Origin of the sequence: Pseudomonas sp. LABIM340, from assembly GCF_040017195.2 — a bacterium.
GTDB lineage: Bacteria > Pseudomonadota > Gammaproteobacteria > Pseudomonadales > Pseudomonadaceae > Pseudomonas.
Genome location: NZ_CM200227.1, coordinates 967,773 through 979,717, shown reverse-complemented (window position 1 = coordinate 979,717; position 11,945 = coordinate 967,773). Strand labels below are relative to the sequence as shown.

At 63.8% G+C, this 11,945-nt stretch carries 15 protein-coding genes; 4 read left to right on the top strand and 11 right to left on the bottom strand.

Features of this window, described 5'->3' with window-relative positions; genetic code table 11:
* The first annotated feature begins 104 nt into the window (after positions 1-104).
* Complete coding sequence (gene rpsT / locus ABKS89_RS04800; RefSeq protein ID WP_009617555.1) at positions 105-374, top strand: 30S ribosomal protein S20; 270 nt, start codon at positions 105-107, stop codon at positions 372-374.
* Positions 375-504: 130 nt separating this feature from the next.
* Here rpsT and ABKS89_RS04795 read toward each other — a convergent pair whose 3' ends face one another.
* From ABKS89_RS04795 to rplU, 5 genes are all read right to left on the bottom strand, one after another.
* Positions 505-960, bottom strand: coding sequence for a CreA family protein (locus ABKS89_RS04795; RefSeq protein ID WP_348588132.1), 456 nt, complete (start codon positions 958-960; stop codon positions 505-507).
* Positions 961-971: 11 nt separating this feature from the next.
* A complete protein-coding gene (gene proB / locus ABKS89_RS04790; RefSeq protein WP_081517334.1) occupies positions 972-2,090 on the bottom strand; it encodes a glutamate 5-kinase in 1,119 nt (372 codons plus the stop codon).
* A 116-nt stretch (positions 2,091-2,206) separates the two neighbouring features.
* A complete protein-coding gene (gene cgtA / locus ABKS89_RS04785; protein WP_138212170.1) occupies positions 2,207-3,427 on the bottom strand; it encodes an Obg family GTPase CgtA in 1,221 nt (406 codons plus the stop codon).
* Between the two features lie 159 nt (positions 3,428-3,586).
* Positions 3,587-3,844, bottom strand: a complete 258-nt coding sequence (gene rpmA, locus ABKS89_RS04780) for a 50S ribosomal protein L27 (RefSeq protein ID WP_017521622.1) — start codon at positions 3,842-3,844, stop codon at positions 3,587-3,589.
* A gap of 41 nt (positions 3,845-3,885) precedes the next feature.
* On the bottom strand, positions 3,886-4,197 hold the full coding sequence (gene rplU, locus ABKS89_RS04775) for a 50S ribosomal protein L21 (protein ID WP_138212169.1): 312 nt from the start codon (positions 4,195-4,197) through the stop codon (positions 3,886-3,888).
* 241 nt (positions 4,198-4,438) lie between these two features.
* On the opposite strand from rplU, the gene ABKS89_RS04770 reads away from it, so the two are divergent.
* Together ABKS89_RS04770 and ABKS89_RS04765 are read left to right on the top strand one after the other, a co-directional pair.
* Positions 4,439-5,407, top strand: coding sequence for a polyprenyl synthetase family protein (locus tag ABKS89_RS04770; RefSeq protein WP_081517332.1), 969 nt, complete (start codon positions 4,439-4,441; stop codon positions 5,405-5,407).
* Positions 5,408-5,577: 170 nt separating this feature from the next.
* Complete coding sequence (locus ABKS89_RS04765) at positions 5,578-5,802, top strand: PA4570 family protein (RefSeq protein WP_045217230.1); 225 nt, start codon at positions 5,578-5,580, stop codon at positions 5,800-5,802.
* Between the two features lie 133 nt (positions 5,803-5,935).
* Here the strand turns inward: ABKS89_RS04765 and ABKS89_RS04760 are convergent, their stop codons facing one another.
* The 6 genes from ABKS89_RS04760 to ABKS89_RS04735 form a co-directional block, all read right to left on the bottom strand.
* The gene (locus tag ABKS89_RS04760) at positions 5,936-6,553 is read right to left on the bottom strand and encodes an FKBP-type peptidyl-prolyl cis-trans isomerase (RefSeq protein ID WP_348588133.1); all 618 of its coding nucleotides are present in this window, start codon (positions 6,551-6,553) and stop codon (positions 5,936-5,938) included.
* A 101-nt stretch (positions 6,554-6,654) separates the two neighbouring features.
* Positions 6,655-6,951 (bottom strand): DUF6482 family protein, encoded by a 297-nt coding sequence (locus ABKS89_RS04755; RefSeq protein ID WP_138212167.1) that lies wholly within the window; start codon positions 6,949-6,951, stop codon positions 6,655-6,657.
* A gap of 126 nt (positions 6,952-7,077) precedes the next feature.
* Entirely contained in the window at positions 7,078-7,572 is a 495-nt protein-coding gene (locus tag ABKS89_RS04750) for a TIGR00645 family protein (RefSeq protein ID WP_017521628.1), read from the bottom strand.
* A gap of 187 nt (positions 7,573-7,759) precedes the next feature.
* Complete coding sequence (locus ABKS89_RS04745) at positions 7,760-8,101, bottom strand: PA4575 family protein (protein WP_024763074.1); 342 nt, start codon at positions 8,099-8,101, stop codon at positions 7,760-7,762.
* Between the two features lie 146 nt (positions 8,102-8,247).
* Complete coding sequence (locus tag ABKS89_RS04740) at positions 8,248-10,755, bottom strand: Lon protease family protein (protein WP_348588134.1); 2,508 nt, start codon at positions 10,753-10,755, stop codon at positions 8,248-8,250.
* 96 nt (positions 10,756-10,851) lie between these two features.
* Entirely contained in the window at positions 10,852-11,175 is a 324-nt protein-coding gene (locus tag ABKS89_RS04735; protein WP_045217219.1) for a TraR/DksA family transcriptional regulator, read from the bottom strand.
* Positions 11,176-11,406: 231 nt separating this feature from the next.
* Here ABKS89_RS04735 and ABKS89_RS04730 point away from each other — a divergent pair, with 231 nt between their 5' ends.
* Positions 11,407-11,895: a DUF3015 domain-containing protein gene (locus tag ABKS89_RS04730; RefSeq protein ID WP_038803701.1), complete on the top strand. Its 489-nt coding sequence runs from the start codon at positions 11,407-11,409 to the stop codon at positions 11,893-11,895.
* Positions 11,896-11,945: the final 50 nt, after the last annotated feature.

The window sequence follows — 11,945 nt, the reverse complement described above, 5'->3', positions numbered from 1 at the left end:
TCGTCGGAGGCCGCGCATACCCTTGACAAGGCCCTGATGCAACGGCATTATTCGCGGCCTTAATTTATTCGCAACATCCCAAGTTTTTTTCGAGGAGCTCGACGGTGGCCAACACACCTTCCGCCAAAAAACGCGCCAAACAGGCTGAGAAGCGTCGCAGCCACAACGCCAGCCTGCGTTCCATGGTTCGTACCTACATCAAGAACGTAGTCAAAGCAGTCGACGCCAAGGACCTGCCGAAGGCCCAGGCCGCTCTGGTTGCTGCCGTACCGGTCATCGACCGCATGGCTGACAAAGGCATCATCCACAAGAACAAGGCCGCTCGCCACAAGAGCCGCCTGAACGCCCACGTGAAGGCCCTGGCCACCGCGTAAGCGTTCCGTTCTTGAAAAACCGGCCTCAGGGCCGGTTTTTTATTGCCTGCAATTTGTTCAGCGCACCGTTATCCACAGGCGCACTTTTGCACAGGCAAAAAGAAAGGGCGGTCACCCGCCCTTCTCTTTTCTACTTCTCAGGCCACGGCATGATCGGAATCGCCGTCACCGCATTCTGCGGACTGCCCTCGATCACCCGGTCGCTGTAGACCAGATAGACCAGCGCATTGCGCTTCTTGTCGAAGAAACGCACCACCTGCATGGTCTTGAATACCAGCGAAGTGCGCTGCTGGAAGACCACCTCGCCATCCTTCAACTCGCCAGCAAAACGGATCGGCCCGACCTGACGACAGGAGATCGACGCCTCGGCACGATCCTCCGCCAGACCCAGCCCACCCTTCACGCCGCCAGTCTTGGCGCGGGACAGGTAACAGCTGACGCCTTGCACTTTCGGATCATCGAAAGCCTCGACGACGATCTTGTCGTTCGGCCCAACCCACTTGAAGACGGTGGACACCTCGCCGATCACGTCGGCCCGGGCCAGCACCGGCAGCAGCATCAACGCCGCCATCAATCCCTTGCGCATGAAGACTCTCCTCAGACGAGCACCAGGTTGTCGCGGTGTACCAGCTCCGGACCATCGACATAGCCAAGCATGCCTTCGATGGCATCGGTCGGCTGACCGATGATCTTCTGCGCCTCGAGAGCACTGTAGTTCGCCAGGCCACGAGCAATCTCGCGACCCTGCTGATCCACACAGACCACCATCTCACCGCGACGGAAGCTGCCCTGCACGGCCTTCACGCCGACCGGCAGCAGACTCTTGTGATCCTGCGATAGAGCCTTCACCGCGCCATCGTCCAGCACCAGGGTGCCGCGCATCTGCAGGTGGCCGGCTAGCCACTGCTTGCGCGCCGCCTTGCGGCTTTGCTCGGGAGTCAGCAGCGTGCCGAGACGCTCACCCACACGCAGGCGATCCAGCACGCGCTCGATACGACCACCGACAATGACGGTGTGCGCACCGGAACGCGCCGCCAGACGAGCTGCACGCAGCTTGGTCTGCATGCCGCCACGACCGAGCGCACCACCGGTACCGCCAGCGACCGCATCCAGGGCAGGATCATCAGCGCGAGCTTCGAAGATCAGCTCGGCATCGGGGTTATTGCGCGGATCAGCGTCGAACATGCCATCGCGATCAGTGAGGATCACCAGCAGGTCAGCCTCGACCAGGTTGGCCACCAGCGCCGCCAGGGTGTCGTTGTCACCGAAGCGAATCTCGTCGGTGACAACGGTGTCGTTCTCGTTGATCACCGGGATCACCCCAAGATCAACCAGCGTGCGCAGGGTATTGCGGCCGTTCAGGTAGCGCTTGCGGTCGGACAGGTCGTCGTGGGTCAGCAGCACCTGCGCGGTCTGCAGACCGTGCACGCCGAAGCTGGACTCCCAGGCCTGCACCAGACCCATCTGCCCCACCGCGGCAGCCGCCTGCAGCTCGTGCATGTCACTAGGTCGGGAAACCCAACCCAGGCGACTCATGCCCGCCGCGACGGCGCCCGAGGACACCAGCACCAGTTCGACACCCGCGCAATGCAGCGCGACCATCTGCTCGACCCATACCGCCATGGCGTCGCGATCCAGACCGCGACCATCGGCGGTCAGCAACGCACTGCCAATCTTGACTACCCAGCGCTTGGCGCCAGTGACCTTCTCACGCATAGCCTCAACCTTAACAATCAGGCGGTTCATCCCCGCATCCACGGGGAACACTGGAGGACCCGGCAACCTGCGGCGCCGGGCTACACGCTACAACCAGAGGACTGACAACGCGCCGATCAGGGCACGTAGAAGATTTCCGGACCGTCGCCGTCGTCTTCGTCATCCTCGAAATCATCGTCATCCACATCGTCGACATTCTTCAGACCGGAACGACGCAGAGCACGAGCATCGTCCAGTGCCTGCAGACGGGCACGAGCCTCGTCTTCGATGCGCTGATCCAGGGCCGCCAGGGCTTCACCATAGGCCGGCTCTTCCTCGATGCGCAGGGTGCGCTCGTCGAGGTACTTCATGATGTCCTGGCTCAGAGCCTCGGTGCCGTTACGCTCCAGGGCAGAGATCACGTAGACCGGACCTTCCCAGCCCAGACGATCGACCACGGCCTGCTTGCGACGCTCCTGCTCCTCGGGCTCGAGGATCTGATCCATCTTGTTCAGCACCAGCCAGCGATCACGCTCGGTCAGCGCCGGGCTGAATTTCTCCAGCTCATGGACGATGGTTTCAGCAGCATCAGCCGGATCGCTCTCGTCCAGCGGCGCCATGTCAACGATGTGCAGCAGCAGGCGGGTGCGCGCCAGGTGCTTGAGGAAGCGGATACCCAGGCCAGCACCCTCGGCGGCACCCTCGATCAGGCCGGGAATGTCGGCGACCACGAAGCTCTTGAAGCGACCCACGCTGACCACGCCCAGGTTCGGCACCAGGGTGGTGAAGGGATAGTCGGCAACCTTCGGCTTGGCGGCAGAGACCGAGCGGATAAAGGTACTCTTGCCGGCGTTCGGCAAGCCCAGCAGGCCCACGTCGGCCAGCACCTTCAGCTCCAGCTTGAGGTCGCGCGCATCACCGGGCTTGCCCGGAGTGGTCTGGCGCGGCGCACGGTTGGTGCTGGACTTGAAGCGGGTATTACCCAGGCCGTGCCAGCCGCCCTGGGCAACCATGATGCGCTGACCGGCAGTGGTCAGGTCGCCAATGATTTCCTGGGTGTTGGCATCGATGATGGTGGTACCGACCGGCACGGGCAGGACGAGATCGTCACCCTTGGCGCCAGTGCAGTCCTTGCTGCCGCCGTTCTCGCCGCGCTGGGCGTCGAAACGACGGGTGTAGCGATAGTCCACCAGGGTGTTCAGGTTCTCGTCGGCCTCGAGGTACACCGAGCCGCCGTCGCCACCGTCACCGCCGTTGGGACCGCCTTTCTCGATGAACTTCTCGCGGCGGAAGCTCATGAGGCCGTTGCCGCCGTCACCGGCTTTCACGTGGATGGATACTTCGTCGACGAATTTCATTGCGAACGCCTCCCGCCGAGCTGGCGGGTTGAAAATAAGAAAAGGAGCATAGGATACAGCCAAGTCCGCGCAAACGCCCGAACCGACGGCACCTCGCCTGGAAACGCCAGAAACAAAAAAGCCCCGTCGCGAGACAGGGCTTTTTCAGTGAGAGCTCGCTTAGGCAGCGACGACGCTTACATAGCGACGGCCAAAGGCGCCTTTCACTTCGAACTTGATCACGCCGTCGACTTTAGCGAACAGGGTGTGATCCTTGCCCATGCCAACGCCGTAGCCAGCGTGGAACTGGGTACCGCGCTGACGCACGATGATGTTGCCTGCTTTCACAGCCTGGCTACCGAACAGCTTCACGCCAAGGCGTTTGCTTTCTGAGTCGCGGCCGTTGCGGGTACTACCGCCAGCTTTTTTGTGTGCCATGAGTCAATTCTCCTAAAACAGGAAGCAGCCCTAAAAAGGAATTAGGCCTGGATGCCGGTGATTTTGATTTCAGTGAACCACTGGCGGTGGCCCTGACGCTTCATGTGGTGCTTGCGGCGGCGGAACTTGATGATGCGGATTTTATCGTGACGACCGTGGGAAACCACTTCTGCAGTCACTTTCGCGCCTTCTACCACCGGCAGGCCGATCTTGACGTCATCGCCGTTGGCGACCAGCAGGATGCGATCCAGGTTGATCGCTTCGCCGGTGGCAACGTCGAGTTTCTCGACCTTGAGGAATTCGCCTTCGGTGACTTTGTATTGCTTGCCACCAGTAACAATTACTGCGTACATCTGGATGTCTCCGTTAGACCTGCTCACCCGACGCTTTATAGAAAGAGGAATCGGTCGGCATGGCTGCATGGGGCCGGAAAGGACGCCCGTGCAATTGCGTAAGGCAGGATATGCCAGGGAAGTTCGGGGCCGCGATTGTACGCAAACCCCTGGTGCGGATCAAGCCCCATGGGGCCTTGCCTTGACAGCCCAAACAGCGGCACCTAGCATGCCGCGCAATCTACGAGGAGCGCTGTCTTTAATGCAACCCCAGGCTTTCTATCGCGTGGTGGCGGACGACTTCACCGCCGTCGACGGCATCATCCGTCGCCAACTCACTTCCCGCGTTCCCCTGGTGGAAAAGATCGGCGACTACATCATCTCCGCCGGCGGCAAGCGTCTTCGCCCGCTGCTGGTGCTCCTCTCGGGCAAGGCACTGGGCTATTCGGGCGATGACCTGAAGCTGCTGGCCGCCACCATCGAATTCCTCCACACCTCTACCCTGCTGCACGACGACGTGGTTGACGCCTCCGGCCTGCGCCGCGGCCGCGCCACCGCCAATGCCCAGTGGGGCAACGCGCCGAGCGTACTGGTGGGCGATTTCCTTTATGCGCGCTCCTTCGAAATGATGGTCGAGCTGGGCTCCATGCCGGTCATGCGCATCATTTCCCAGGCCACCCGCGTGATCGCCGAAGGCGAAGTGCTGCAGCTGTCCAAGGTCCGCGACGCCAGCACCACCGAAGAAACCTACATGGAAGTCATCCGCGGCAAGACCGCGATGCTCTTCGAAGCCTCCACCCACAGCGCCGCCGCGCTGGCCAACGCCCAGCCGGAGCAATCCGAGGCGCTGCGCCTGTTCGGTGACGCCTTAGGGATCGCCTTCCAGCTGGTGGACGACCTGCTCGACTACCGCGGCGACGCCGCCAGCCTGGGCAAGAACGTCGGCGACGACCTCGCCGAAGGCAAGCCCACCCTGCCGCTGATCGCCACCATGCGCGACGGCACCCCGGAACAGGCCGCACTGGTGCGCAAAGCCATCCAGCAGGGTGGCAGCCAGGATCTGGAAGGCATCCGCGCCGCCGTGGAAGCCGCCGGCGCGCTGGACTACACCGCCAACCTGGCCCGCGAGTACGCCGCCCGCGCCATCGACTGCCTGAAGGCGCTGCCGGACAACGAATACCGCGCCGCGCTGATCGAACTGGCCGAGTTCGCCGTCGCCCGCACGCACTGATCTGCCGCTTCACCAAAGCCCGCCCCGGTTCGCCGCGGCGGGCTTTTTGTTGCCTGTCTTTTGACCGGGAACAACAGATCGTCGCCTGCGTAAAAATTTTTCCAATTCAGGCTTGCTATTAAGATAATAAGAATTATTCTCATTAAACGGTCTGCACGGAGGAACATGCCATGACCTACATGATCGACGCCTGGCTGGATCGCCCGCACCCCTACCTGCGCATCCTGCATCGGGACACCGGGGAAGTCTGCGCGGTGCTGGAAGAAGAAGCGTTGGATGAACTGCGCGAACAGGGCGGCCTGGAGTTGTCCGAGCTCAATACCAGCGAACCGCTGGTGCTCAAGGAGCTGGTGCGCAACCTCTTCCTGTTCTGTTACGCCCGCGCATTGCGCTAGACGCACTTTACGATGGAGCAGGAAGCGCCGTCGGTGCTCCGCCGCCCGGGAGGCGGATGCACAAAGGGGCGCCTGAGCGCCCCTTTTCCTGCGCAGTCGCCAGGGATGGCACTGCGCAGCGAACCTTCGGGAATCAGAGGATTTCCAGCAGCTCGACGTCAAATACCAGCACGCTGTGCGGCGGGATGCTGCCGACGGCCTGGCCGCCATAGGCCAGTTCGCTCGGCACGTGCAGGCGCCACTTGCTGCCGGCGTTCATCAGCTGCAGGGCCTCGACCCAGCCGGCGATCACACCGCCCACCGGGAATTCGGCCGGCTGGCCGCGCTCGTAGGAGCTGTCGAAGACGGTGCCGTCGACCAGGGTGCCGTGGTAGTGGGTACGCACGGTGTCTTCGCGGGACGGCTTGGCGCCTTCGCCGGTGGTCAGTACTTCGTACTGCAGGCCGGACGGCAGGACGGTCACGCCTTCGCGCTTGGCGTTATCCACCAGGTACTCGCGGCCAACGGCGGCGGCGGCTTCGGCTTTCGCCTGAGCTTCGGCCTGCATGCGCTCGCGGATCACCTGGAAGCTGGCGGACAGGGCCTCGCCCGGAACGCGGCTTTCGGCGCCGGCATAAGCGTCGGACAGGCCGGCCACGATAGCGTCGAGGGTCATGCCCGGAACCGGGTTCTCGCGCAGCTGGTCGCCCAGCTGACGGCCGATGCCGTAGCTGACGCGGGCTTCGTCGGTGGAAAGGTTGAGTTCGCTCATGGCGGCGCTCCGCTGGGGGTTCAAAAAAGGGCCGCCAGCCTAGCACAGATGCACCGCCTCCCCCACCGCGCGAGCCTCGCGCAGCGCGCCGCACAATAGGCTCAGTGCAACGGCATGGTCACGCCAGCGCCGATATCGCGCTCGTCGTCCATGCCACACATCTCGTCATGCACCACCGCGTGCACAAGATGGAACGGGACGTTGGGCAGCGCCTTGAGCACCTCCCGCGCATGGGCGACCGAGCGCACGCTGATGACATGCCCTGCCTCGTCCTGGACCGGATAGAAGCGCGCGCCCATCCGCGCCTCCAGCACGTAGATATCGCCTTCCAGCGACACCAGGTTGATCTCGTCGATGTCGCCGGCGACGGAGCGGCTGGTCAGTTCCTGCAGATTCATGTGCTGCACCTCCTGCGGATTGATCCACGCCAAAAGTCTTGACCAGCAGGCGCTCACCGCAAGCCGAAAACGCAACCGCCCGTCCGTTTTACAACGGCCGGGCGGCGGGGATGACGCAGCAACGCCTCAGTGGTCGTGGCGCGTGGCCTTGTCCAGGTAGCCCATGGCGAAGGCCGAAAGGACGAAGGTGAGGTGCATGATCACGTACCACATCAGCTTGTTGTCTTCGATGTTCTTGGCGTCCATGAAGATGCGCAGCAGGTGGATCGAGGAGATTGCCACGATGGAAGCGGCCACCTTGTTCTTCAGCGAACTGGCGTCCATCTTGCCCAGCCAGCTGAGCTTCTCCTTGCCTTCATCGATATCCAGCTGCGACACGAAGTTCTCGTAGCCGGAGAACATCACCATCACCAGCAGGCCGCCAACCAGCGCCATGTCGATCAGCGACAGCAGCACCAGGATCAGGTCCGCCTCGGCGATGCTGAAGATGCTGGGCAGGATGTGGAAGATTTCCTGGAAGAATTTGATGGTCAGCGCCAGCAGGGCCAGCGACAGGCCGATGTAGATCGGCGCCAGCAGCCAGCGCGCGGCGTACAGGGAGTTTTCGACGAATCGTTCCATGGTGATCGTAGGAAATATCTTGGGAAAAGGGCGGCCGCAGTATAGCGGATGGCTTTTGCGAGTTATCCCGGCTTTCTATGGATAAATATGTCTGTGGATAAACAGGCGGGGCGCCACGGCACTAAACCGTAGCGACCAGGAGCCCCGCGGGCTTCAGCGGATTGTGCGGGGGCTGCACAAGCGGCCGTCAACCTTCGGGGCGGAACTGGAAGTTACCGACATGGCGCGAGCGTTCGCCGTTCAGGCGGCGCAGTTCGCCCTGCAGGTGCAACTGCCAGATGGGGGGATCGTCCGCCACGATGTAGCCCTGCTGGGCCAGGCAGTCGGAGATCGCTTCGAGCACGCCCTCAGCCACGAAAGGCCCGCAGAACGGGCCCTGCGCCTTGATGGCGGTGGGCTGCGCACCGGACATCCCGGCAGCGCACAACAAGGTCCAGAGTCCATTCTCTCCGGCCAGCGGCCTGATCTCGCACTCGATGCGCGTGGTCAGCCCCAGACAGGGGCGGATAAGGCAGAGGTTACGCGGCATGGCGGCACCCTCGCGGTTGTCCTGAGTTCGAGACTACACCCAGGTTCCGACACGCGAAAGCGCGGATTTATCCGGTCATCTTGCAGACAACGGAGTGTAAAACGCGCGGACAGGACGCCATGGCGGCGCCCCTGTCCTGACGTCAATCAGTCGACGTCCTTCTTCTTGCGGGCGCGTTCTTTTTCGACGGGAGCCTTCTCGACCGGCACCTTCTCAGCCTTCGGCTTGCCGGCGGGCTTGGCGGCGGCGGGCTCCTTGGCGGGTTTTTCCTTCTCTTCCTCGTCCATGCCCAGCTCGGAGATTTCCTTCAGGCGCTCGACGACACGGGCGTTGACGCTGCCCTTGGGGAAGTGGCCCTTGGCGTCCGGCGCACCGGCCGGCTCGCCGACCAGCAGGCTCAGCGCTTCGTCGGCCTGGCGCACGGCGTAGATGTGGAACTGGCCGTTGCGCACCGCCTGCAGCACACGCTCATCGAGCATCAGGGTGGCGACGTTGGCGCGCGGGATGATCACCCCTTGCTCGCCGGTCAGGCCGCGCGCCTCGCAGAGGCGGAAGAAGCCTTCGATCTTCTCGTTGACCCCGCCGACCGCCTGCACTTCACCGAACTGGTTGATCGAGCCGGTGATGGCGAAGCATTGCCGCAGCGGCGTGCGCGACAGGGCGGAGATCAGCGTGCAGACCTCGCCCAGCGAAGCGCTGTCGCCGTCCACGTAGCCGTAGGACTGCTCCAGGGCGATGCTCGCGGAAATCTCCAGGGGGAACTCCTGGGCGTAGCGGCTGCCGAGGTAGCCGGTGAGGATCATCACGCCCTTGGAGTGGATCGGCTGGCCGAGGTTGACCTCGCGCTCGATGTCGACGATGCCGCTGCCGCCCGGATAGACGGTGGCGGAGATGCGCGCCGGCATGCCGAAGGCCGAGTCACCGACTTCCAGCACGGTCAGGCCGTTACACTTACCCACCGCGGCGCCTTCGCTGTCGATCAGGATGATGCCGGCGAGGATGTCGTCGAGAATCCTCGCAGACACGCGGCCGGTACGGGTTTCCTTGGCCTTCAGGGCACGTTCGATGTGACCCAGGTCGGTCACTTCCTGGCCGGCCAGCTGGCGGATGAAGTCCGCTTCGCTGACCAGCTGGAACAGGTCGCCGATGCGCGCCGAGAGGCGGCCCTGGTGTTCGGCCAGGCGGGCACTGTAGGTCGCCAGGCGCGCCACGGCTTCACGGGTGAGCGGCGCCAGGCCCTCTTCCGAGGTGCGGGTCTTGAGCAGTTGGGCGAACTGTTCGAGGCTGTCCTCGGCGAGCGGGATGTCCTCGTCGAAGTCCACCAGCACGCGGAACATCTCCTGGAAGTCCGGATCGAGGTCCTGCAGCGTGTAGTAGATCTGCCGCGAGCCGATGATGATCACCTTGAGGTTCAGCGGGATCACCTGGGGCGTCAGGCTCATGGCGGTGAGGCGGCCGAGTTCGGCCAGGGGCGATTCCATCTTCAGCTGGCGCGACTGCAGCGCGCGCTTGAGGGCGTCCCAGACGAACGGCTCGCTCAGCAGCTTCTCCGCCTCCAGCACCAGGAAGCCGCCGTTGGCGCGGTGCAGGGCACCGGGGCGCAGCTGGCGGTAGCTGGTGTAGAGCGCGCCCTGGTCGGAGGCATATTCGATGCGGCCGAACAGGTTGTCGTAGGTCGGGTGCGACTCGAACACCACCGGCGCGCCGCTGGTGGCATGGTGGCCGATCGCCTGGTTCGGCGCGTACTGCTCCTCCAGGCTCTGCTTGCGCTGCGGGTCGGTGCGCTCGGCGTCCACCAGCTGGTCGACCACGGTCTTCAGCAGGTTGAGCTGCATGGCCTGCAGGTAGGCGCTGACCCCGGAGTTGTTGTTGTACTTCTCCACCAGCGGCGCCAGCAGCGGTTGCAGCGCCAGGGTGATGGTTTCCTCGTTGAGCTGGCGCAGCTGGTTGCTCGACTCGCGCTTCCACTGCGGCAGGCTGGAAAGCTCCTCGTTGAGGTGTTCTTCCAGGTCGGCGATGTCGGCGTGGAAGCGTTCGCGCTCCTCTTCCGGCAGCTGGGCGAAATCGGCTTCATCCAGCGCCTTGCCGTCCTTCATCGGGGTAAAGGCGATGTTGGAGCTGTCGCGGTAGAGGGCGACCTCCTTCTCCAGCGCCAGGCGCTCGACGGTGTCCAGGGCCTTGTCGTAACGCTGGTTGAAGGCGCGGTCGATGGCGCTCTTCTTCTGCTGGTAGGCCGGGTTCTCGAACACCGACGGGAAGGTGGACAGCAGGTTGTCAATCAGGTGGTCGATATCGGTGCCGAACTCGGCGGCGCTGCCCGGCGGCAGCTCGATCACCCGCGGCTCGCGCGAATCGTCGAAATTGTTGACGTAGACCCAGTCGGCCGGCGTCGGCAGGCGCTTGCCCTCGGCCTTCAGATAGCGCTGCACGAAGGAGAAGCGGCCGGTGCCCGGCTCGCCCATGACGAATACGTTGTAACCCGGACGCGGCATCGCCACGCCGAACTGCAGCGCCTCGACCGCGCGCTCCTGTCCGAGCACGCCCAGGAAAGGCTCCAGTTCTTCGGTGGTCTTGAAGGGAAACTGTTCGGGGGTGAAGGGGCGGGTCAGTTCATCGGGCGCCAGGCGCAGGCCGGCAGCAACGGAATCGGGCATTGGAGGTCCTTGCTTCGGGCGGCGCGAGGCCGCGGAGATTCGTCCGCATTCTCGCGCCGCCCGCGCGCCACTGGCAAGGCAGTATTGGTGACAGTTTCAGTCCACCGCATCGGCGCAACGCAGGCAGTGCTCGGCGGCCGGCAGCGCGCGCAGGCGGCGTTCCTCGATGGCCTCGCCGCAACGCGCGCACTCGCCGTAGGTGCCGTCAGCCAGTCGCAGGCGCGCCAGGCCCACCAGGCGCATGCCAGCGTCGGCTTCGGCGAGCAAGGCGCGCAACACGTCGTCGTTCTGCCGCTGCTGGGCCTGCTCGGCGAAGTCCGGCGAATGGCTGCGACCGAGGTCGCGGCGGATGGCTTCGGCACGCTTGGAATACTCGGCCGCCAACTGGTCCAGCGCTGGCCGTGGATCGAAATCGACCATGACTACTTCCTCGCAAGGGGAACTGATTCAAGTGTGGTCGGTTCCAAGACTTCCGCCGCTGATGCCGATCAACTGCCGGTCATCCCGGCCCATTCAGCCGTGACCGGCCATACTGGCTGCGGCAGCGGTTGCCTTGACACTCGCAAGGCATTGGAGAAAAGCTCTGACCAGGCGCTGTTTTGCTGTCAGCGACTGTTCACCGGTCCCCGACCTCAAAAAGAGAGAAAAACGATGAAAAGGATTCTGCTCGGTACCCTCCTCGCCACCGCCTCCCTGAGCGCCCTCGCCGATGCCCCCGGCAGCGACGGCTGCGGCTGGGGCAACATGCTGTTCAAGGGCCAGCGCGGCACCGCCACCCACGTCCTGGCAGCGACCACCAACGGCACCAGCGGCAACAACACCTTCGGCATGACCACCGGCACCAACGGCTGCCACACCAACGGCGCGCTGACCTACGGCGGCAAGCCGATGATCGTGCTCAGCAGCATGATGGACGAGCTCTCCGAAGACATGGCCAAGGGTGACGGCGAAGCGCTGACCACCTACGCCGTCGTGCTGGGCGTGAAGCCCGAGGACCGCGCGCACTTCGCCCAGGTCACCCACGAGCACTTCGCGCAGATCTTCAACAAGTCCGACGTCACCGCCGAAGACGTCTACGCCAACACCCAGGCCGTCCTGAAGCAGGACAGCACCCTGGCCAAGTACGCCGAACAGGCCTGATGGCCGACGCGAGCCCGCCGCCTGAGGGCGGGCTCACCCTTCCCTCCCAG

Bases quoted from the DNA above. Each gene is read 5' to 3' on its own strand.
- rplU (WP_138212169.1), bottom strand. From the start codon at position 4,197: ATGTACGCAGTAATTGTTACTGGTGGCAAGCAATACAAAGTCACCGAA.
- ABKS89_RS04730 (WP_038803701.1), top strand. From the start codon at position 11,407: ATGAAAAGGATTCTGCTCGGTACCCTCCTCGCCACCGCCTCCCTGAGC.
- ABKS89_RS04760 (WP_348588133.1), bottom strand. From the start codon at position 6,553: ATGAGCGAACTCAACCTTTCCACCGACGAAGCCCGCGTCAGCTACGGC.
- ABKS89_RS04745 (WP_024763074.1), bottom strand. From the start codon at position 8,101: ATGCCGCGTAACCTCTGCCTTATCCGCCCCTGTCTGGGGCTGACCACG.
- ABKS89_RS04735 (WP_045217219.1), bottom strand. From the start codon at position 11,175: ATGGTCGATTTCGATCCACGGCCAGCGCTGGACCAGTTGGCGGCCGAG.
- ABKS89_RS04740 (WP_348588134.1), bottom strand. From the start codon at position 10,755: ATGCCCGATTCCGTTGCTGCCGGCCTGCGCCTGGCGCCCGATGAACTG.
- rpmA (WP_017521622.1), bottom strand. From the start codon at position 3,844: ATGGCACACAAAAAAGCTGGCGGTAGTACCCGCAACGGCCGCGACTCA.
- ABKS89_RS04755 (WP_138212167.1), bottom strand. From the start codon at position 6,951: ATGAATCTGCAGGAACTGACCAGCCGCTCCGTCGCCGGCGACATCGAC.
- ABKS89_RS04795 (WP_348588132.1), bottom strand. From the start codon at position 960: ATGCGCAAGGGATTGATGGCGGCGTTGATGCTGCTGCCGGTGCTGGCC.
- proB (WP_081517334.1), bottom strand. From the start codon at position 2,090: ATGCGTGAGAAGGTCACTGGCGCCAAGCGCTGGGTAGTCAAGATTGGC.
- ABKS89_RS04770 (WP_081517332.1), top strand. From the start codon at position 4,439: ATGCAACCCCAGGCTTTCTATCGCGTGGTGGCGGACGACTTCACCGCC.
- ABKS89_RS04750 (WP_017521628.1), bottom strand. From the start codon at position 7,572: ATGGAACGATTCGTCGAAAACTCCCTGTACGCCGCGCGCTGGCTGCTG.
- ABKS89_RS04765 (WP_045217230.1), top strand. From the start codon at position 5,578: ATGACCTACATGATCGACGCCTGGCTGGATCGCCCGCACCCCTACCTG.
- cgtA (WP_138212170.1), bottom strand. From the start codon at position 3,427: ATGAAATTCGTCGACGAAGTATCCATCCACGTGAAAGCCGGTGACGGC.